The sequence below is a fragment of the Streptomyces spiralis genome, from assembly GCF_014654675.1.
In the GTDB taxonomy this organism is placed as follows: domain Bacteria; phylum Actinomycetota; class Actinomycetes; order Streptomycetales; family Streptomycetaceae; genus Streptomyces; species Streptomyces spiralis.
In genome coordinates, this window is record NZ_BNBC01000013.1 from 172,608 (window position 1) to 192,115 (window position 19,508).

A 19,508-nucleotide genomic window follows, 5' to 3' on the forward strand; every position below is an offset into this window, starting at 1 on the left:
CACCTGGGAGTGAGTCATGAGCGAGCAGTTCACTGACCTGCGCGAGACCGTCCGCCGGCGCTACGCCGCCGCAGCCGTGAAGGTGACCGAGGGCGGCGCCGCCTGTTGCGGGCCGCAGCAGGTCGAGGTCGACGAGAACTTCGGTTCGACGCTGTACGCCGCCGACGAGCGCGACGCCCTGCCCGCCGAGGCGGTTGCCGCCTCACTCGGCTGCGGCAACCCGACCGCCGTCGCCGAACTGCGTGAGGGCGAGCGCGTCCTCGACCTGGGGTCGGGCGGCGGCATCGACGTCCTGCTCTCGGCCCGCCGCGTCGGCCCCACCGGCAAGGCGTACGGGGTGGACATGACCGACGAGATGCTGGCCCTGGCCCTGGCCAATGCCGAGAAGGCGGGCGCGACGAACGTCGAGTTCCTGAAGGGCACCATCGAGTCCATCCCGCTGCCCGCGAACACCATCGACGTGGTGATCTCCAACTGCGTGATCAACCTGTCCGTCGACAAGTCCGCCGTCTTCGACGAGACCTTCCGCGTCCTCAAGCCGGGCGGTCGTATCGGTGTCTCCGACGTCGTCGCCGACGACACCCTCACACCCGAGCAGCGAGCCGAGCGCGGCGACCACGTCGGCTGCATCGCCGGCGCCCTCTCCTTCGCCGAGTACCGCACGGGCCTGGAAGCGGCCGGTTTCACGGACATCGAGATCATCCCGACCCATTCGGTCGCGGACGGAATGCACTCGGCGATCGTCCGTGCCACCAAGCCGAGGACGGTCGGCACCTCCTCCAAGGCCGCCGGGCCGGCCGACACCTGTTGCGGAGTCAACGCCTGCTGCACCCCGGACGAATCCTCGACCGACCCCGACTGAGCTCACCCGCGTGTGCGCTGCCGGCGCAGCAGCCCTCCCGTCCACCGGACGGAACGGCTCCTGACCTTGTGTTTCCCTGTGTCCCCGGCAGAATTCGACAACCGCCTGTGGTCGCTCGTATCACTCGTTCGGGTGGGTACCTCATGCGGGCTCCGGCCCTGATGCACAGGCTTGACCCTGCGATGCGTCTCCTCGTGAAGGTGATGGAACATGCAGACGTACGTCTCGTTGCTGAACTGGACCGATCAAGGGATCCGAAACTACAAGGACACCGCGAAACGTGCCGAGGCCTTCGGCGCAGCGGTGGAGAAGCTAGGGGCGAAGCTCCTGAACATCTACTGGACCGTCGGTCCGTACGACCTCGTGGCCGTCGTCGAGGCGCCCGACGACGAAACGGCCACCGCGGCGTTTCTGCAGATCGGCGGGGTGGGCAATGTCCGCACCACGACTCTTCGGGCCTTCGGCCGAGAAGAGATGGACCGCATCGTCGGCAAAGCCGCCGGCTGACTACGTCCACTCGATGACTCGATGAGTGCAGTGTGTTCCGAGGCCGCGCGCCCTTCAGGCATCACGGAACCGGAGCACCGTGCCGCCGATCAGTAGTGTGCCTGCCGCCCACAGGGCCAGGACGCCGAGGCCCGCCCACGGTCCGATGGGGAGATGGCGCAGGTCCGTCGTGGTCTGGACGGCCAGTCCCGCGGGCATCGGCCCGACCTGCGCGAGGTGCCGCCGCAGGTCCGGGTCGGTGATCACGTGGCTGAGGAGGGGGAAGAGGTACAGCAACCCCAGCACGACGCCCATCGCCACCGCCGCGTCCCGAACCGCCGCGGCGATGCCGAGGGCGAGCAGAGCGACCAGGACCAGGTAGATCACCGAGCCCGAGACTGCCCGCAGGGTCGGCCCGTCCGTGAGGGAGAGGGCGGCGTAGCCGTGGGCCGGTGTGAAGCCGTTGCCCGGCAGCAGGCCGCGTCCGGCGAGTACGGACGCCAGGACTGCGACGGTCCCCGCGGCGAAGACCGTACCGCTCACCACGGCGGCCTTGGCGGCCAGCACGGTGGTGCGCCGCGGCACCGCCGCGAGCGTGGTGTGGATCAGACCGGTGCCGTACTCGTGGCCGACGACCAGCACGGCCACGATCGCGGCGATCGTCTGACCCAGTGACACGCCCGTGAGGGTCAGTCTGACGGGATCCTGGCCGCACCCGCTCGCGGGGCACCGGGCGGTCGCCGCCACCGCCCCGCCCACGGACGCCGTGACGGCGACGAGGCCCAGCAGCAGCCATGCGTGACCTGTGTCGGTTCGCAGCTTGGTCCACTCGGCGTGGACCGCACGGCGCAGGCAGGTGGCGCTCATACGTCTCATACGTCCCTCCGGCGCAGCAGCAGGGTCGCGGCCACCAGAGCGAGCACGGTCCAGCCGCCCAGGACGGCGTAGCCGCCCCAGGGCGAGAGCGGAAAGTAGCCGGAGGACGGCGTGTAGACGGTCAGTACGTGGGCGTAGCGCGGCAGCGTCTGCTGGACGGCGAAGCCCGCCGCCGGGGTGAGGCGAAGCAGCCACTGCGCCACAGAGGCCGGCAGGACGCCGCTGACCGCGAGCAGATAGGGCAGCACGGTCGTCACGACGACGACGGTGATCGCCGTCGCGCTGCGCCGCAGCACCGCGCCGAGCGCCAGCGAGCAAGCGGCGGTGGCGGCCAGCAGGAGCCCGGTGCCGAGCACCGCGCGCAGTTCCACCGCGCGTGGCACGGTGAACACCAAGAAGTGGGTGGCGTGCGCACGTTGCCGTCCGAGCGGGATGCTGATGGCGGCGGCGACCACGCCGACCGTGAAGGCGACCGTCACGACGACCGCGGCTTTTGCGGCCAGCAGCCGCCCGCGTCCTGGTGCCGCGGCGAGGGTGGTGCCGATCAGGCCGCGGCGGTATTCGGCGGTGACGAACTGCACGGCCACGACCGTCAGGACGATCAGTGCGGCGAACGTGCCGACCAGGAAGTTCTCGATCGTGTAGGCGGGGCCGAGCGAGGGGCCGCCGACCACGGGGGCGATGTCCCCGGCACCCGTGACGGAGAAGCCGCTGCGGGTCCGCGCGTAGGCGCCTGAGGTGTTCTCCGCGTAGCTGCCGGACGTGCCGGCGTCGCCGCCGACCTGCACACCCCGCCAGCGGTCCGGTCGGCTGCCACGGGCCCAGGAACCACCGAGTGCTACCTGGCCGAAGGTTCCGGTGGCCACGGCAGGGCTCGTACCCCCTCGGGAGCCGCTCGTCTGCACGGCCGCCGGGGAGGCGGTGAAGAGGCCCACCTGCACGGTGGCGGGCAGTCCGGCCAGGCGTGTGCTGCCTCGCTCGGTCCAGTGCGCGCCGTCCGCAGAGTCGTAGCCGGTGACCGTCGACCCGGCGCGGACCAGGCGCAGCCAGTGTGGCGAGGTGGCGGAAGGGCGGCCGGGCAGGCCGGCCCGGTCGTGGGTGAAGTTGTCCTGCATCCGCACGCCGTGCGCGCCGGTGACCATCATCGCGGCGTACTGGGAGCCCTGGTCGAGGCTCTGCTTGACGAGGATTCCGGTCTTGGCCCACGGAGTGGTCCCGGGCGAGGTCCGCCCCGGTTCCCGGGCCAGTACGCCGGTCAGCGCGGTCACGGAGACGGTGATGCTGCCGTCGCCGGTCAGGGCCTCGTGCAGGAAGAAGAAGCTGTCGTTGACCGCCTCGCCGCCGGGGCCGACCGGCAACGCGACGGCGTCCTGCGTGTGCCGGTTCGACGACTGGTTCGTCGACGCCGTTCCGACCAGCAGGAACAGCACGGACGCCAGGGTTGCGCCGAACGCGCCGAGGACCCAGCCCCGTACGGTGCGGAACTTGGTCCACTCCGCGCGCAGTACCCGAAGCCCCCTCATCGCGCACTCTCCTCGACGCCGGTGCCGTGGTACTGCACGGCGTCCCGGGTGAGCTCCAGATACGCCTCCTCCAGGGACGCGCGGTGCGTGGCCAGTTCCGCGAACGGCACGCCGTCCGCATTCAGCGCGGTCACGATGGCCTCGCCCGTCAGCCCGCTGACGCCGAGCGTGTCCGCCCCCTGGGCGTGGACGACCGCGCCGGCGCGGACCAGTGCCTCCGTCGCCGCGCCGGGTGCGGACGTGCGCAGCGTGACGCGGTTCGCGGAGAGCGTCGCGAGCAACTCCGGCACGCCCGTGTCGGCGACGACACGGCCGCGTCCGACGACGACGAGGTGATCCGCGACATCCTGCAGCTCGCTCATCAGATGACTGGACACCAGCACCGTCCGGCCCTGCGCCGCCAGTGACGACAGCAGGCCACGGATCCACAGGATCCCTTCGGGGTCCAGCCCGTTGAACGGTTCGTCCAGCATCAGCGCGGGCGGATCCCCGAGGAGCGCCGCCGCGATGCCGAGCCGCTGCCGCATGCCCAGCGAGAAGCCGCCCGCCCGGCGCCGCGCCGCCTCGGCCAGCCCGACCTGTTCGAGCACCCGGTCCGCTCGGCCGGCCGGGAGGCCCTGCGAGTGGGCCAGCCACAGCAGGTGGTTGCGGGCGGTACGGCTGGGTTGCAGGGCGCCTGCGTCCAGCAGCGAGCCCAGGTGGCGCAGTGGGCTGTCGAGAGTCCGATACGGTCGTCCGCCGACCAGCGCGCGCCCCTGGTCGGGAGCGTCCAGGCCCAGCACCACCCGCATGGTGGTGGACTTGCCGGCACCGTTCGGGCCCACGAATCCGGTCACTCGTCCCGGCCGGACGGTGAAGGTCATGCCATCGAGCGCCTGCGTCGCCCCGAAGCGTTTGCGCAGGCCCTTAACCTCGATCCTGGGGTCGTCCGTCATCCTCGCTGCTCCGCCCCTCGCTCGTCCGTACTGGCGGCCATCACGGTGCGCCCCAGGCCCTGACGCGGGCGGAACGGCGGCTGTCATGCCGCTGTTAGGCCGGCTCGCCTAGCCTGAGCGGGCAGTGAGGGAGAAGGGGGACCGATGGCAGCGGAACTGGGGTCTTCCGTACGGTCGGTGCACCGCCGCAGCGTTCGTTGGCGTTTCACGACCTTGTACGCCGGACTTTTCCTTGCCTCGGCCATCGCGATGCTGGCGGTGGTCGGGCTGGTGGCCGGCGGTACCTACCGGGCGGCCCCGGCGCCGGACAACCGGCCCGGCGCGCTCTCGTCCGCCGCTCAGGCGAGGATCGCCAGTCTGGAGCACCAGCTCGCCCAGGCCCACAGCCGGCAGGTGGACCAGCTGCTGCTCGGTTCGGGGGTGGGGTTGGTGGTGATGGGGCTGCTGTCGGTCGCGATGGGCTGGTATGCCGCCGGACGCGTACTGCGGCCGCTTCGCGCGATGACCGTGGCGACTCGTCGCATCTCCGCGGACAGCCTGCACGAACGACTCGCCGTCCCGGGTCCGCACGACGAACTCAGGGACCTCGGCGAAACGATCGACGCGCTGCTGGAGCGCCTTGAGCAGGCGTTCGCCGCGCAGCGCCGCTTCGTCGCCGACGCCTCGCACGAACTGCGCACCCCCCTGGCCACCATGCGGGCCTCGATGGACGTCGCCCTCGCCAAACCGGGCCCGGTCCCCGAGCAGACGCGTGCCCTCGCGCGCCGCGTCAGGACCGAGCTGGACCAGGTCGACCGGCTGCTGGACGGCCTCCTGGCACTGGCCCGTGCGCAGCACGGAGTGCAGCTGCCGGACGTGGAGGCCGTCCCGCTCGATGTGCTCGCCACTGCCGCGCTCGCCGAGCGTGCCTCCCTGGCCTCCGCGAAGGGACTCGTCGTGGATGCCGGCTGTGCACGTGAGGGATCGGGCGTGTGGGCGCGGGGCAGCCGGACTCTGTTGCGCAGGATGGTGGAGAACCTCCTCGACAACGCGATCGTGCACAATCGGCCCGGCGGCTGGATCCGCGTCACCACCAGTGCCGATGGCGCGGACGTGAGGCTGGTGGTGGAGAACACAGGTCCCGTGCTGACACAGGATCAAATGGCCTATCTGGTACGTCCGTTCCGTCGGCTCGGCGCCGAGCGGACCGGCGGTGGCATCGGCGCGGGGTCGGGCCTCGGCCTGGCCATCGTCGCGGCGGTCGCCGACGCACACGGTGGCACCCTCGACCTGCGGGCCCGTGCCGAGGGCGGCCTGCGGGCCACGGTCACCCTCTTCGGAGCGTCCGAGGCGGAGACCGTGGCATGAGGGTGCTCGTGGTGGAAGACGCCAGGTCGCTCGCCGACGTCCTGGTCGAGGGCCTGCGGGACCAGGGCATGGCGGTGGATGTCGCCTACGACGGCCTGGAGGCCGCGGCCAAGCTGGACACCAACGCGTACGAGGCAGTCGTCCTGGACCGGGACCTGCCGGGCATCCACGGCGACACCCTCTGCCGGATGGTCACGGACCGGGACGACCGCCCCATGGTGCTGATGCTGACCGCCGCGGACGCGCCGGCCGACCGCGTCGGCGGCCTGAGCCTGGGCGCCGACGACTACCTGGTCAAGCCTTTTCACTTCCCCGAACTCGTGCTCCGTCTGCGGGCCCTGACCCGTCGCCGTCCGTACGCCCGCGCCCGGACGCTCCGCGCCGCGGGCATCGAACTCGACCCCGTGCACCGCACGGCCACCCGCGACGGACACCACCTCGACCTCTCGGTCAAGGAGTTCGAGGTCCTGGCGGCCCTCCTGCGGGCCAGCCCGGCCCCTCTCAGCGCGGAGACGCTGCTGGAACAGGTGTGGGACGAGAACGCCGACCCGTTCACGAACACGGTCACAGTGACCGTCGGCCGCCTGCGACGCAAGCTCGGCAGCCCACCGGTGATCACCACGACGCCCACGATCGGCTACCGGATCGCCGACCAGGAAGGGTGATCGAATCGAGGGTGGTCAGCCTCGCCCTGGCCGGGGCGAGCGCTCTGGCCGCAGGCCGCATGACCAGGGGGCGCCGGTGCCGCGGGCTCAGCCCGCATGAGGCCGGGCCAGGCCGTGGTCGTAGGCGAAGATCACCGCCTGGATGCGGTCGCGGGCACCGATCTTGGACAGGACGCGGCCGACGTGGGTCTTCACCGTGGATTCGGCGAGGACGAAATGGCCGGCGATCTCGCTGTTGCTCCAGCCCTTGCCGATGGCGACGAGGATTTCGCGTTCGCGCTCGGTGAGGGAGGCAAGGCGCGGGTCCTGGGCGGAGCCGTCGCCGGCGGGTGGGACGAGGCGGGCGAACTCCTGGAGGAGGCGGCGGGTGAGCGCGGGGGCGATCACGGCGTCTCCGGCGGCCACCGCGCGGATGCCTGCGAGGAGTTCCTCGGGGCGGACGTCCTTGAGCAGGAAGCCGCTGGCCCCGGCGCGCAGGGCCGCGTACACGTACTCGTCGATGTCGAAGGTGGTCAGGACGAGGACGCGGGAGCGGTCGCCGGCGGCGACGATCCGGCGGGTGGCCTCGATGCCGTCCATGCCGGGCATGCGTACGTCCATGAGGACGACGTCGGGGCGCAGTTCGGCGGCCTTGCGCACGGCTTCGGCTCCGTGGGCGGCCTCGCCGACGACCTCCGTCTCGGGCACGGAGTCCAGGAGCATGCGGAAGCCGTACCGCTGGAGCGGCTGGTCGTCCACGACGAGCACGGTGGTCACCGGGCACCGTCCTGGGGAGTGAGGTCGAGGTCGACCCGTACCGTCCAGCCGGCACCCGCGGGGCTCGCACTGACGCGCCCTCCGTAGAGCGCCGCTCGTTCTCGCATGCCCACCAGGCCGTGTCCTTCCTCGTTCGCCGTGCGGGGACGGCCGGCCGGGTCGGGCGGGCCGGAGTCCTGGACGGTGATGGTCAGCCGCGTGTCCTCCACGACGACCGCCAGGTTCGCACGCGCGCCGGCGCCGGCGTGTTTCAGGCTGTTCGTCAGTGCTTCCTGCACGATGCGGTAGACCGTGAGCTGCACCCCGCTGTCGAGGGCGTCGATGTCTCCGGCCGTACGGTAGACGACCTCCAGGCCGGCGGCGCGCACTGCCTCGCACAGCGCGTCGATGTCGGTGAGGCCGGGCTGCGGGCTCAGCGCTGGCTCGGCCGGCGGACCGTCCGCCTCGCGCAGTACGCCGAGCACCCGGCGCAGTTCGCCCAGGGCCTGACGGCCGGCGTCCCCGATGAGGTGCAGGGCCTCTTTGCCGCGTTCCGGTGCGGCGCCGGCTGCATAGGCTCCCGCGTCGGCGAGGGTGATGATGACGGACAGGTTGTGGCCGACGATGTCGTGCATCTCCCGGGCCACTCGTGCCCGTTCCGCGGCGACGGCGAGTCGGTCCCGCTGGTCGCGTTCGATCTCCAGCCGCGCAGCACGGTCGCGCAGCCCGGCCAGCTGCGCCCGCCTGATGCGGATCACCAGGCCGAGCGCGAGTGCCGCGGTCGCCGTGCTGAGCAGGAAGAACAGCGCGTCCCAGACCGACACCGCCGCCGACACCCGCGCCGCGACCAGGCCCAGCGCACCCGCGCTGACCGCGCAGGCCCAGGGGAGCTGTCGTAGCCGCCCGTGCAGGGCCAGGCTGTACAGGGCGACGAAGAGGGCGACGTCCGCACGGAGTGCGGCGCCGAGGGACCACTGGAGGACGAACACGGCCGTGACGGCGCCGAAGGCGGCGGCGGGCGCCCGCCGCCGCCACAGCAGCGGCAGCACCAGCCCGGCCTGCAGCGCCAGCATGCCCGCCACGGGCAACCGGGTGAACACCAGACGGAAGCGGCGCGGGCCTTCGTGGTCCCCGTCGATCGAGCCGACCGCGTGCAGCAGGTCCGGCAGGCAGAACAGCAGGAGGACCAGGGCCACCACCGCGGTGTCCAGCACCCACGGACGGGCCCGGTCGGCATGCCGGAACCGCTGGCCGGCCCGGCCGAGCCGGGCGACCAGCGGTCCCATCCCGCTGAGGTCTTCGATGGTCATGGTGGTCACCGGACCATGATGCGGGTGGCTGCCGCTCAGACGTCGCTGCGCAGCAGCCGGTACGCCGCTCCGGCCAGCGCCAGGACTGTCCAGGCGAGGAAGACCAGGAGTCCGGCGCCCGGCGACAGGGTGGTCGAGTCATGGGTCAGCGCGAAGATCGACTCGCCCGCGTGGCTGGGGAGGTAAGGACTGATGTCGCCCTGCCACGAGCTGGGCAGCAGGGAGATCAGCCCGGGTACGAGCATGAGGGCGGCGACCAGGACCGAGATGCCGCCGGCCACGGACCGCAGCAGCGCGCCCAGGGCGGCGCCGATCACGCCGACCAGGCCCAGGTAGAGCCCGGCGCCCAGGAGACTGCGGACGACGCCGGCATGGCCGAGGCCCATGGCGGCGGGCGTGCCGGAGACGATCCGGCTGCCGACGAGGAAGGCGACGAACGCGCCGACGGTCGCGATCACCAGCGCGACCAGTCCGTACACCGCCGCCTTGGACCAGAGCACGGGCAGTCGGCGCGGCACCGCGGCCAGGGTCGAACGGATCATGCCGGTGGAGTACTCGCCCGCCGTGACCAGCACGCCGAGCACACCGAGGGCCAGCTGGGCGAAGTTCGTGCCGAAGAGGGACAGGCTCACCGCCGTCGCGGAGGCGAAGTCGCCGTCCATGTGCCGGCCGGAGTCGAGGTTGGACTTGTAGTGGCTCGCGGCGATGACGCCGAAGGCGACGAGGAACAGCAAGCCCAGGCCGAGGGTGATCCAGGTGGAGCGCAGGGACCAGAGTTTGGCCCACTCCGAGGACAGCACGCGCCGTCCGGTCACCCGGTAGACGGGCCGGGACGGGGCGGCCAGGGCGGCCTCGGAGGTGTCGGGGGTTGCCGTCAGGGTGCTCATGCCGCGCTCCTGGAGGTCTCGGTGCCGGTCGTGGAGCCGTGGTACTCCACGGCGTCCCTGGTCAGTTCCATGAATGCCTCCTCCAGCGACACCGCCTTCGTGGTCAGCTCGAACAGCGGGATCCCGTGCTCGGCCGCCTTCAGCCCTATCTCCCGGGCGGACACCCCGGTGACCTGCAGCTCCTCGGATCCGACGCGGCCGGTGACCTCCACGCCCGGCCCGGCCAGCACGTCCCGCAGCCGCGCGGGGTCGTCCGTGGCCACCTTCACGGTGTCGCCGCCCGCCTCGCGAACCAGGTCCCGCACGGTCGTGTCGGCCAGCAGCCGGCCCCGACCCACGACGATCAGGTGGTCCGCGACCAGCGCCACCTCGCTCATCAGATGCGAGGAGACGAACACGGTGCGCCCCTCGGCCGCGAGGGAGGTGAGCAGATTGCGGATCCAGAGGACGCCCTCGGGGTCCAGTCCGTTGACCGGCTCGTCCAGCATCACCGTCTGCGGGTCGCCGAGCAGGGCCGCCGCGATGCCGAGCCGCTGGCCCATGCCGAGGGAGAACGCGCCGGCCCGCTTCTTCGCGACGCTGCCGAGACCGGCGAGTTCCACGACCTCGTCGACCCGGCGGCGCGGAATGCCGTGGGTCAGCGCGAGCGCCCGGAGGTGGTTGTGGGCCGAGCGGCCCGGGTGGATCGACTTCGCCTCCAGCAGCGCCCCGACCTCCTGGAGCGGTGCCCGGTGTCGGGCGTAATGCTGTCCGTTCACCGTGACGGACCCACTCGTCGGCGCGTCGAGCCCGACGATCATGCGCATCGTCGTGGACTTGCCCGCGCCGTTGGGGCCGAGAAATCCGGTCACCGTACCCGGCTTCACGGTGAAGTCGAGACCGTCGACGGCCGTCTTCTCCCCGTACCTCTTGGTGAGCTGCTGTGCCTCGATCATTCGCGTTCTCTCTTTCGGACTCCGGCGCCCGAAGCGCCTGACGCCTCCTCCGTCACGCTAAGTCCGTGACCTGCCCGATCCGGTGGTACCGGGGCCTGAAGTCCACGGGGCGGGTGGTACCGGGGTACTACGACCCGGCGCTGTGCGCGGGAAGCGGTCGTGAGGTTGCGCGGCCGAGGCGGGCGCCGGGCGCCGGGCGGCTCGTCGGCGAGCACGAGGGCAGGCCCCTTGACGATGAGCCGAGCGAGCGCCACCCGCTGCTGTCCGGCATGCGTCGACCAGATCGAGGCCTGCGGTGATCAGCGAAATCCCTGACACAGCGGCCAGGAGGAGTGCCGACCGCTCCGAGCCCCGGCGCGCCGGCAAGGCGCCCACCGCAGTGGCCAGGGGCACCAGGGCCACGGCGGTTGCCGGGGCGAACCGGCTCGGTCAGCGGCGGTAGCAGTACGAATCCGAGGAGGCGTCACCGCCTTGCAGGCGCGTCTGGTGCACGCGCAGGCCGAGGAAGTCCGCGCCGCGCGGGAAGAAGCGGCTGTCGACGGAGAGTCCTCCGTGCGAGGTGTCGGCGTCGAGTTTGACCATCCAAGGGTCGATGCCCGCGGGATAGAACTGGTCGTCCCAGGAGGCGTACAGGGAATTGGTCAGGTACACGCGCCGCCCGTCGCGGCTGAGCTCGACCATCTGTGCTCCGCCCGTCAGCGGAACGTCCGGCTCGGCGGGGTGCGGCTGCGGACCGACGATGCCGCCGAGACGCACGGCCGCGGTCTGCCTGGGATGGAGCGGGTCGCTCACGTCGTACTGGAGCAGGTCGCCGGTTCCCCACGCGGATACGTACAGCCAGTGGTCGTCCACGGACAGGTCGATGTCGGTGATCAACGGGGGCACGGCGCCGAACGGCCGCAGCGCTGGGGGCAGGTCCTCCGTCTGCGCGGGCTCGGCCGGGATGGTGATCACCTTGCGGACCGCGAAGTCCTCGCCCTCCCGGTCCCACAGCCACACCGATGCCGACAGGTCCTCCACGTTGACCACGGTGTTGGTGAACCCCCACGTCGCCTCGGGGTCGTGCGAGGGGCGCAGTTCCAGCACCATCTGGTTCTCGTCCCCCAGATCGACACGCTGCAGGTGCCGGCCCGAGTCGAGCTCCCAGAAGTGCAGACAGTGGCCGTACCGGCGACCCAACAGCAGCTCGGGGACGAGGCCGTCCTCGATCATCGAGGGGGACCCCCACTCGCTGGTCATGGCGATGTTCTGGCGCAGATGCCACCAGACGTCGTAGGCGAACCGCTGCGGCCCGCGGTCGCTCTCCCAGGCGCGCAGGACTTCGAAGCTTTCGTGGTCCAGGAGCGCGACGCCGCCGGGCCCGTCCGCACCGTCCGCGCCGCCCAGGCCGGACAGGAAGACTCCGTCGGGACCACAGTGCAGTGTGTGCGGGCGCGAGTATCCGGCCTTCGCGGCCAGTTCCCCGGGCTCGATCACTTTGACCAGGTGGGGGCGGGAGGGATCGGGGGCGGTGTCGAAGACGTGCAGCCGGGACGAGCGCAGTCCCGGGACGATGAGGTAGCGACGCGAGGCGTGGTGATGGCCGGCGTGCGCCAGCGCGCTCGAGCAGGCGTTCCAGCCGAAGTGGTGCAGTTCGTTGCCCAGGTCGGGTAGCTCGGCGTGCGAGACCACGCGGCCGTATGCGGGTGACGCCGGGTCGGTGTCAACGGTGAACAAGGCGTCCGCGCGCTGTGCGGTCGGGTCGAATCCGACGACATAGGCGAGCGTCTCCGGAGGCGCGGCGACGGCATCCGCAGGAGTGCGGTACAAGGTGGGATCATTGTGGTCGTCGCGGTCGTGCACGTGCTCGGTCGTCCTCATGGCTCTTCCTCACTCCTGAACGGGAGCATGGTTCCGGACGGACTCGGGACAGGAGGCCCGGCTCACTCGTTCGAGATCGGCGTGCGGGGGAGGAACGGGTGCGGGAAGCAGATATGCCGCATATCGAGCGTTTCACGGCTCGGGAGCTCTGCCAAGGCGGCAGCTCGACAGCGTGACTGCCTGAGCACGCACGGTCTTCTGGTCGCTGATCACCTGTCTCGTCGAGCGATATCCGGGTCGGAGCGGTGATGCGCTGTGCCCCCGGCAGTGGTACGGCGAGCTCTTCGCCCCGAATGAGGCCCTGGAAGACCGTCCACCTGTTCGCCAGGTCAATGGAATGGTGGGACTGGCTCCGCTGCGTCCGGTGATCGAACGACGGGGCGCGGGCGCTACCTCGTCCATCAGCGCCTTGACCAGTTCACGGTTTGGCAGCTCTGGGCCCCGCAAGGCCTTTTCCAAGTCTGTTGGTGCCTGGTCGGGGCGCGTACAGGGCCGTTCGCCTGCGCTCATGGGTGGCCCGGCTATGGGAAGGACCTGGCATACGGCCTCGTCCGAACGATGGTGAACGGGGCTGAACGAGACGGAAACTGAGACGGCCGCAGTCTTCACCGCCGCAGTCTTCACCGCCGCACGGGAGACGGCCCGCGGCCAGTTGCCGGAGCCGCCCTCGCTCGTGGACCTAAGCCTCCTTGGGCCGCGCCGCGCGTAGGCCCGAGGAGGACTCCTGTGCGTCGAGTGGCACGGCCTCGTCTTCCCCGAAGTCAGGGGCCTGGAAGGGGTTGGTCGTCGGAGGCGGTGATGCTGCAGCGGAGCAGCGGGGCCGCCCTTCCGGGGCGGAAAACAGCGACGTCAGATCGATGAGAGGACTCTCTTTCGGTACAGGTCCCTGAAGGGGCCTGGTGTGCCGTGACCGGGCACAGCGGTCCTACAGTCTGGTCATCTTGGCGTACGGGCTCAAGATCCGCATTTGCGCCGAGCCGAAATCCACGAGCGCCGCGATTCCGTCCTCGATGCCGATGACTCGGCCGAGGCCGTACATGTCGTGGGTGACTTGGTCGCCCACGGCGAAGTGCTTGGGAGCCGGTGTGACCGGAGCCTTGAAGGGGCTGGTAGGCAGATGACGCTTCGGCGCAGCAGGCTTTGTCATGCCTCAGTATGAGCCTACGTGCATCCCGTTCGCTGTGGCCGTCGGCACAGATTCGGACGGGAACAACCGCTTCATGCCACTGACCTGGGGTTTCGGAGACCTGGTGAGGCGAAACTGGACCGTAGGTCCCCAATCACTGACGACCGCGACGGCCGGCCCGGGCCGGCTATGCGGCTTCCTGATCTTGAAAACCGTCGTGGCGCGAGCCACCGTGGGTTCAAATCCCACACCCACCGCCCTGCTCAACGGCCCCTGAACTGGTGGATCGGTCGGGCGCAGTCTGCATGTCCCCGTACCGTGGTCGCCCGGTGTCCCCGTGATTTCCCGCTCGATCGGGCACGGGAGGGGCACGCTCCCCACCCCTTCGGCCCGGCGAGCCTGCGGCTGCTCCTGTGTTCCTTACAGAGGCACGGGAACGCCGGTCAACGGCAGGCGGCAATATGACCAAATGGTCGACGACGAGAACACGCGCTTCGGGCTGCCGCGGGGAGCGACAGGCTTCTACCGGCCGAAGGAAGGTCCACTTCCCGAAACCGACCTGCGGACTTTCCGAGGTGCTCTGTACGCAGCCGCTCGCGCCGCTGGAGGCACGGTGGGCCAGGTTGAGTCGCAGGCATACCCTCGCACGTTCCACACCGCGTCGGTCGTCGATGCCACGGGCGAGCGCATCATCCTCTGCCACGCTTATCACCCCTGGATCGCGTTCGCTCAGGAACGCAGGGACTGGTACAGCGAGGAGTTCGTCGCACCGCCACCCTGGGCCGACACCTTCACGCACGCTGGGTTCGTGGTACTTGATCCCCAGCGGCTCACCACGCCTCTTTCCGACCTGGACACCTCGGTGCTCACGCAAGGCGAGTGGCGCCAAATTCGCTTCTACGGCATCGCCTCGTTGGGCGGAGTGATTTTCAACGCATGGGACTGATGAGCGAGGTCAGCCGTGGGTGGGCTGCGGTGGGATGTCTGAGGCCGTTCACCGCGTGCATGCCGGACCACCGACGAAGTTGACCAACCTAGGCGCACCGTCGCGGTCGGCCCCGAACGACGGTGAATGAGACGGGAAGCGAGAGGGGACGCCACTTCTGCGTCTCCCACTCCTTCCTGGTTGACGGCGTCGACCGTCACTCGGTCCCTCAGCGCGCCGGACCGGCGCAATTTACAGATGCGCATGGCAGGGCCGGGTCCGTAGCGTGGCCGCATGCCGAAACCTCAGCACATCGTGCACATCACCGAGCGCTCTCTGTGGGAGACGGCCCGTGAGTCCGGCACCTACGAGATGTCCACCCGCGGCCGCACACTCCAACAGGAGGGGTTCGTCCACTTCGCCACCCGCGACCAGCTCCCGCGTATCGCGGCCTTCCTCTACGGCGACTATGAGGGCCCCGACGAGTTGGTGGTGCTGGTCGTGGACCCGGCCCGGCTCGATGTCCCGCTGAGGTACGAGGCCATGCCGCCGAACGGCGAGGAGTTCCCGCACGTGTACGGGGCAGTGCCGGTCGAGGCCGTGGTGAGCGTCGAGCCCTGGGGATGAGCGGACAGGGAGGGGTGCGCCGCCGCTTGGTGTTGGGTGATGACCGACGGGCAGGCCCTAGATGTGCTGTCCCGGGACGTCGGTGACACGCGTGCTGGGTGCTTGAACAGGTGAGGGCCTTCTGGGTGAGGTAGATGTCAATGGCCCCGGACCATGATCGGTTCGGGGCCCTTTGGCTGGTGCCCCCGGCAGGATTCGAACCTGTGGCACCCGCTTTAGGAGTTCGATCCAGCAGCCGTGTGCTTGGTGATACTCGCCGTCTTCGCGACAGGATAAATACGGTCGCGTGCGCCCGCGTCTGGTGTCGTCGATGTCAGGCTTGGATGTCAGGGACCTGGTGCGGGTCGCTGTGGTTCTTGCTGCACAGAGCGCCTACTGGATCGATGGCGTCTCCGCCACTGGCGCACCCTCTCGACCACCGCCACGGCGCCGATGAGCGCGCCCACCCTCACGGCGGAGTCGGCGAGGTCCTCCGGTCCTCCGAGGACTCGGGCCAGACCCCATCCGGCAAGTGACAGGGCCGGCCAGACGATGAGCACGGTGGGCGCGAGTCGACGCCGGTGCGGTGTGTTGTCGGCCATGAACTGAGGTTACTGGTTTGATCCCTGGGCAAGTCCGTACGGTTGTGCGACGTTGAAGGACCAGATGGCGATCAGACCTCTTCGTCCCGAAGCAACTTGCGCTTGGTCTCGGCCTCGGGCCGGGGTGCCTCTCACCTCGGCGGGTGGTCCGCAGGCGTCCGCGCTTGTTCGCGTGTGTACGTCGGCGTTGTCACGCAGTTGGACACTCAGGGCGACGGTTCTCCGTTCCAGTCCTAACGGTCAGCTCCGCTCGGCGGGCTGGTCCATCCAAGCGAAGGCGTCTGCTGCGATCACCTGTGTGACCTGTGGATTCCCTGCCCCGGGTGGCGTGGGGGGGTACGCACATGGCGACCCCCGATTCCCCGTGAGTCCCCGCCCGTTCTGGCACGGGAGTGGCACGACATCTTGCCGCGTCACCAGGACTCGGCCTGCAGGAACAGCGTGATCATCTCCGCGAAGAACCAGATGGAGAACACCAGACACGCAAGCCACAGCCCCCGCAAGACCCAGCGAGCCTCCCGTCGTATGCGCATGAGCGGATCATCCCCCGTCGCGTCCTAGGCTGTCACCGGCCCAGTCTTCCCATCCCACCACTCACCCCGGCTCCCATCCCGTCCGCCGTCGACCCAGGCAGAGCCCGGGCGGTCTTGACCGGCCTTGTCCGAGCGCACAGGCATGCTCGGTCCCGACGGGCCACGCTACCGGCGCTGCCTCCACGATCGATGCAGCTGTCGAGGTGCCCGTTGTCCCTGGAAACCGCTTGACTCGTCGTAGATGCCGCGAGGTGAAAACGAAGGGCCCCTGACCACGTTCCCGCTGGGATGTCCCGCGAGCCCGGTAAGGCCCAGTCCCTTGCACTGTGGCAATGCGCCGCCGAGCGTTCGACGATCGCCGGCTGGGCCGCAACGACGGCGCCACGTCCGAGACGTCTCGCGAGACGGGGAGCGGCGTACAGGGCCCAGGTGCAGGCTGGATGGTGGAGGTGGGTTGCGGTGGCGCAAAACGAAGCCGTCTCGCCGGGTGAGGGCGCTGCAGTACTGGAAGCTTTGTTCCACCGGTCGCCCACCGGCCTGCTGATCTTGGACACGGAGCTGCGCATCCTGCGGATCAATCTCACCAGGCCGGCTCTGCACCAGGCGCCTACGGAACAGATCGTGGGTCGACACGTCACCGACGTGTATGACCTCTCCGCACCCGGTGAGGTGGAGGCGATGCTGCACAGCGTGCTGGAGAGCGGCGCCCACGAAGAGGGACGCCTCGTGGCGGTACGTCCGAAGGGTGCGCCGGGGCCGGAGTACCTGTTCTCCGTCTCAGCATCTCGGCTGGAGGACTCGCAGGGGAGGATCTGGGGAGTGCTGACGGAGATGCTCGATGTCACCGAACGCGAAAAGGTGGGCGCCCGCATACGTGTCCTCGGCTCGGTGCGCGAGCACGTGGGGCGGACCCTCAACGTGGTCGCCACCTGCCAGGAACTGGTGCAGGCAGTGGTGCCGGACCTCGCCGACATCGCCGTGGTGGAAGTGGTGGACGCCGTGGTGCGCGGCGAGGAACCTCCGGCAAGCCCTCTGGGACCGGAGGCGCCACTGCGCCGCGTCGCCTTCGGTCACAGCGGCGGCGAGGAGCAGATCGAGGCACATCCGGTGGGCGACGTGCGCGCCCTGCCGTTCTCGACGCCTTACGCCCAGACGCTGGCCGACCTCAAGCCCCGTCTCGTCCCCCTGGGCCCCGACACGCCCTGGCTGGCAGCCGACCCGCCACGCGCCGAGGCGATCCGCGCATCCGGTGCCCGTCTCCTCATCACGGCACCGTTGACGCTGCGTGGAACCGTGCTGGGACTGCTGAGCCTGTACCGCACCGACCAGGCCGACGTGTACGACAAGGGCGATGTCACCCTCGCCGTCGCAGTGGCCGCACACACCGCGCTGTGCATCGACAACGCCCGCCGCTACACCCGCGAACACACCATCGCTCTGACGGTCCAGCGTCACCTGCTGCTGCCCCACCCTGACCCGCAGACCACCATGGAAACCGCGCACCTGCACGTGCCGGGCGAGGTGGGGGGAGGCAGTGGGTTCGACACGTTCGCCCTGTCCGGCGCCCGCACTGCACTGGTGGTCGGCGAAGTCGCCGGCCAAGGCCTCCATGCGGCCACCACCATGGGACAGATAGGGACCGCCGCCCGCTCCCTGGCCGCTCTTGACCTGGAGCCCGACGAGCTCCTCGCCCGCCTCAACGACACCGTCATAAGCCTCGCCGGGGAACGCGCAGCCCTGCCGTCCAGCGACCCCATGCCCCTCACCGGAAGCTGCTCGTACGCGGTCCACGACCCGCTCGCCCAGACCTGCACCATCGCCCTGGCAGGCCATCCCCCACCCGTCATCGCCCATCCCGACGGGACCACCGAGATGCCCGACCTGCCGGCCGGACCTCCTCTGGGCACTGCCGAGGGACCCCCCTTCGCAGCCACCACCGTCTCTGTCACCGACGGCAGCGTCCTCGCCTTCTACACCGCGTCATTGCTGCGCACCTCACCGTCACTGGGCACCCTCCAACGGGTACTGGCCCATCCTGAGCGGCCACTGCAGGATCTGTGCGATGACGTGCTCTACCGGCTGCGGACCGACACCCGCCACAGCGACGTCGTCCTCCTCCTCGCCCGCACTCACCCGTTCCCCGCCGACCGGCTCGCCGCGTGGTATCTCGACGCCCATCCCCAAGCTGTTGCTGCGGCGCGTGCCCACGTCCGCCACCAGCTCATTCTCTGGGGAGTCGATGAGGGGACCGCCTACACCACCGAAATGATCGTCAGCGAGCTGGTCACCAATGCCGTCCGTTACGGCACCCCGCCTGTCCAGTTGCAGCTCATCAAGGACCGCACCCTCACCTGCGAAGTCCATGACAGCAATTCCCTCGCGCCACGGCTGCGCCACGCGAAGACCATCGACGAAGGCGGGCGCGGCTTGTTCATCATCGCCCAACTCGCACAGAACTGGGGCGTCCGCTACACGCTCGACGGCAAGACCGTCTGGGCCGAGCAGGCCCTCCCTCCCGCAACCACAGCCCCTCCCCCGTAGCCGCCGGCTTGTCACGACAGGCGTCGTTCGGCGCCTGTCCGGGAGTTCCCGCGTCACCGTCCCACAGAACGTCCACCTCAGCGAGGCGGGCAATCGGGACCGGAGCCTGCCAGATGCGATGGGTGTCGCGGCGGCCGGAGGGGAGCCGGCGCATACGGCCGCCCGCGTCGCGCCCCGTCCGTCCGGCGTTCAAGCGGCCGACAGGGCCTCGTCTCCCCTGCGGCTGGCCGGTCGGGTATGCATCGGCCTGCCCGGCAGCCTTCGCCTTGCGAGTGCCCTGCGCGGAGGCCCATCCTGAAAGAGGCATGCCGACCACCGTATGGACCGAGCGCAGACGGCTGCGGAACTTGCGGGGACCGCGGCCCGCGCGGGGAGCGGGTTCCTGATGAGGCTTGTCGTCGATCTCAACCGGTGCCAGGGATTCGCCCAGTGCGTCTTTCTCGCCCCGGACGTCTTCTCCCTCCACGGGGAAGAAGCGCTGCTGTTCTCGCCCCGCTTCGACGAGGCACAAAAGGACCGGGTGGAGAAGGCCGCTGCCGCCTGCCCGGTCCAGGCCATCCTGGTCGACTACTCCGACGAGCCGACCAAGGGTGTGCAGCCTCATGTCGGCTGACACGGACGTCGAGGTCCTGCGGCGTCAGGGCCGCGTTGTCGTGGTCGGTGCGTCGCTGGCCGGTCTGCGTGCGGCGGAGACGCTGCGCGAGCAGGGGTTCACCGGATCGCTGACGATGATCGGCGATGAGCCGTACGAGCC

17 protein-coding genes and 1 pseudogene are annotated in these 19,508 nt (G+C 70.2%); 9 read left to right on the forward strand and 9 right to left on the reverse strand.

The window, feature by feature from the left end; translation table 11 throughout:
* Positions 1-16: 16 nt before the first annotated feature.
* Positions 17-862 (forward strand): arsenite methyltransferase, encoded by an 846-nt coding sequence (gene arsM / locus IE318_RS16195; protein ID WP_189900923.1) that lies wholly within the window; start codon positions 17-19, stop codon positions 860-862.
* A 210-nt stretch (positions 863-1,072) separates the two neighbouring features.
* The gene (locus IE318_RS16200; RefSeq protein WP_030165256.1) at positions 1,073-1,369 is read left to right on the forward strand and encodes a GYD domain-containing protein; all 297 of its coding nucleotides are present in this window, start codon (positions 1,073-1,075) and stop codon (positions 1,367-1,369) included.
* Positions 1,370-1,423: 54 nt separating this feature from the next.
* On the opposite strand, the gene IE318_RS16205 is transcribed toward IE318_RS16200, so the two are convergent.
* From IE318_RS16205 to IE318_RS16215, 3 genes are read right to left on the reverse strand one after another with little or no spacing between them, the layout of a single operon-like run.
* Positions 1,424-2,215 (reverse strand): ABC transporter permease, encoded by a 792-nt coding sequence (locus IE318_RS16205; RefSeq protein ID WP_229903541.1) that lies wholly within the window; start codon positions 2,213-2,215, stop codon positions 1,424-1,426.
* Between the two features lie 5 nt (positions 2,216-2,220).
* Positions 2,221-3,747, reverse strand: a complete 1,527-nt coding sequence (locus IE318_RS16210; protein ID WP_189900925.1) for a DUF1349 domain-containing protein — start codon at positions 3,745-3,747, stop codon at positions 2,221-2,223.
* Entirely contained in the window at positions 3,744-4,682 is a 939-nt protein-coding gene (locus IE318_RS16215; RefSeq protein ID WP_189900927.1) for an ATP-binding cassette domain-containing protein, read from the reverse strand. The genes IE318_RS16210 and IE318_RS16215 overlap by 4 nt, the downstream gene beginning before the upstream one ends.
* A gap of 144 nt (positions 4,683-4,826) precedes the next feature.
* On the opposite strand from IE318_RS16215, the gene IE318_RS16220 reads away from it, so the two are divergent.
* Both IE318_RS16220 and IE318_RS16225 read left to right on the forward strand, forming a co-directional pair.
* Positions 4,827-6,029 carry a sensor histidine kinase gene (locus IE318_RS16220; protein ID WP_189900929.1) on the forward strand — a complete coding sequence of 401 codons (1,203 nt, stop codon included), beginning with the start codon at positions 4,827-4,829 and terminating at the stop codon, positions 6,027-6,029.
* Complete coding sequence (locus IE318_RS16225) at positions 6,026-6,694, forward strand: response regulator transcription factor (RefSeq protein WP_189900931.1); 669 nt, start codon at positions 6,026-6,028, stop codon at positions 6,692-6,694. The genes IE318_RS16220 and IE318_RS16225 overlap by 4 nt, the downstream gene beginning before the upstream one ends.
* 87 nt (positions 6,695-6,781) lie before the next feature.
* Here IE318_RS16225 and IE318_RS16230 read toward each other — a convergent pair whose 3' ends face one another.
* The 6 genes from IE318_RS16230 to IE318_RS16255 form a co-directional block, all read right to left on the reverse strand.
* Positions 6,782-7,450: a response regulator gene (locus tag IE318_RS16230; protein WP_189900933.1), complete on the reverse strand. Its 669-nt coding sequence runs from the start codon at positions 7,448-7,450 to the stop codon at positions 6,782-6,784.
* Entirely contained in the window at positions 7,447-8,739 is a 1,293-nt protein-coding gene (locus tag IE318_RS16235; protein WP_189900969.1) for a sensor histidine kinase, read from the reverse strand. The genes IE318_RS16230 and IE318_RS16235 overlap by 4 nt, the downstream gene beginning before the upstream one ends.
* Positions 8,740-8,774: 35 nt before the next feature.
* Positions 8,775-9,626, reverse strand: a complete 852-nt coding sequence (locus IE318_RS16240) for an ABC-2 transporter permease (RefSeq protein ID WP_189900935.1) — start codon at positions 9,624-9,626, stop codon at positions 8,775-8,777.
* Complete coding sequence (locus IE318_RS16245; protein ID WP_189900938.1) at positions 9,623-10,561, reverse strand: ATP-binding cassette domain-containing protein; 939 nt, start codon at positions 10,559-10,561, stop codon at positions 9,623-9,625. Before IE318_RS16245 ends, IE318_RS16240 begins: the two co-directional genes overlap by 4 nt.
* Positions 10,562-10,990: 429 nt before the next feature.
* Positions 10,991-12,421, reverse strand: coding sequence for a selenium-binding protein SBP56-related protein (locus IE318_RS16250; RefSeq protein WP_189900940.1), 1,431 nt, complete (start codon positions 12,419-12,421; stop codon positions 10,991-10,993).
* Positions 12,422-13,346: 925 nt separating this feature from the next.
* The gene (locus IE318_RS16255) at positions 13,347-13,568 is read right to left on the reverse strand and encodes a hypothetical protein (protein ID WP_030165286.1); all 222 of its coding nucleotides are present in this window, start codon (positions 13,566-13,568) and stop codon (positions 13,347-13,349) included.
* A 448-nt stretch (positions 13,569-14,016) separates the two neighbouring features.
* On the opposite strand from IE318_RS16255, the gene IE318_RS16260 reads away from it, so the two are divergent.
* The 5 genes and pseudogenes from IE318_RS16260 to IE318_RS16280 all read left to right on the forward strand — a co-directional run.
* Complete coding sequence (locus IE318_RS16260) at positions 14,017-14,493, forward strand: hypothetical protein (protein ID WP_189900943.1); 477 nt, start codon at positions 14,017-14,019, stop codon at positions 14,491-14,493.
* A 273-nt stretch (positions 14,494-14,766) separates the two neighbouring features.
* Complete coding sequence (locus IE318_RS16265; RefSeq protein ID WP_030165291.1) at positions 14,767-15,099, forward strand: DUF952 domain-containing protein; 333 nt, start codon at positions 14,767-14,769, stop codon at positions 15,097-15,099.
* Positions 15,100-16,672: 1,573 nt separating this feature from the next.
* A complete protein-coding gene (locus tag IE318_RS16270) occupies positions 16,673-18,754 on the forward strand; it encodes a SpoIIE family protein phosphatase (protein WP_229903542.1) in 2,082 nt (693 codons plus the stop codon).
* A gap of 385 nt (positions 18,755-19,139) precedes the next feature.
* Positions 19,140-19,367 carry a ferredoxin gene (locus tag IE318_RS16275; RefSeq protein WP_189900947.1) on the forward strand — a complete coding sequence of 76 codons (228 nt, stop codon included), beginning with the start codon at positions 19,140-19,142 and terminating at the stop codon, positions 19,365-19,367.
* A pseudogene (locus tag IE318_RS16280) lies at positions 19,357-19,508 on the forward strand (FAD-dependent oxidoreductase); the annotation flags it as partial. The gene IE318_RS16275 and the pseudogene IE318_RS16280, both read left to right, overlap by 11 nt.

Excerpts from the sequence above, each read along its gene's own strand:
- IE318_RS16225 (WP_189900931.1), top strand. The coding sequence starts at position 6,026 with ATGAGGGTGCTCGTGGTGGAAGACGCCAGGTCGCTCGCCGACGTCCTG.
- arsM (WP_189900923.1), top strand. The coding sequence starts at position 17 with ATGAGCGAGCAGTTCACTGACCTGCGCGAGACCGTCCGCCGGCGCTAC.
- IE318_RS16260 (WP_189900943.1), top strand. The coding sequence starts at position 14,017 with ATGGTCGACGACGAGAACACGCGCTTCGGGCTGCCGCGGGGAGCGACA.
- IE318_RS16200 (WP_030165256.1), top strand. The coding sequence starts at position 1,073 with ATGCAGACGTACGTCTCGTTGCTGAACTGGACCGATCAAGGGATCCGA.
- IE318_RS16255 (WP_030165286.1), bottom strand. The coding sequence starts at position 13,568 with ATGACAAAGCCTGCTGCGCCGAAGCGTCATCTGCCTACCAGCCCCTTC.
- IE318_RS16275 (WP_189900947.1), top strand. The coding sequence starts at position 19,140 with ATGAGGCTTGTCGTCGATCTCAACCGGTGCCAGGGATTCGCCCAGTGC.
- IE318_RS16235 (WP_189900969.1), bottom strand. The coding sequence starts at position 8,739 with ATGACCATCGAAGACCTCAGCGGGATGGGACCGCTGGTCGCCCGGCTC.
- IE318_RS16205 (WP_229903541.1), bottom strand. The coding sequence starts at position 2,215 with ATGAGCGCCACCTGCCTGCGCCGTGCGGTCCACGCCGAGTGGACCAAG.
- IE318_RS16265 (WP_030165291.1), top strand. The coding sequence starts at position 14,767 with ATGCCGAAACCTCAGCACATCGTGCACATCACCGAGCGCTCTCTGTGG.
- IE318_RS16240 (WP_189900935.1), bottom strand. The coding sequence starts at position 9,626 with ATGAGCACCCTGACGGCAACCCCCGACACCTCCGAGGCCGCCCTGGCC.
- IE318_RS16250 (WP_189900940.1), bottom strand. The coding sequence starts at position 12,421 with ATGAGGACGACCGAGCACGTGCACGACCGCGACGACCACAATGATCCC.
- IE318_RS16210 (WP_189900925.1), bottom strand. The coding sequence starts at position 3,747 with ATGAGGGGGCTTCGGGTACTGCGCGCGGAGTGGACCAAGTTCCGCACC.
- IE318_RS16215 (WP_189900927.1), bottom strand. The coding sequence starts at position 4,682 with ATGACGGACGACCCCAGGATCGAGGTTAAGGGCCTGCGCAAACGCTTC.
- IE318_RS16220 (WP_189900929.1), top strand. The coding sequence starts at position 4,827 with ATGGCAGCGGAACTGGGGTCTTCCGTACGGTCGGTGCACCGCCGCAGC.
- IE318_RS16245 (WP_189900938.1), bottom strand. The coding sequence starts at position 10,561 with ATGATCGAGGCACAGCAGCTCACCAAGAGGTACGGGGAGAAGACGGCC.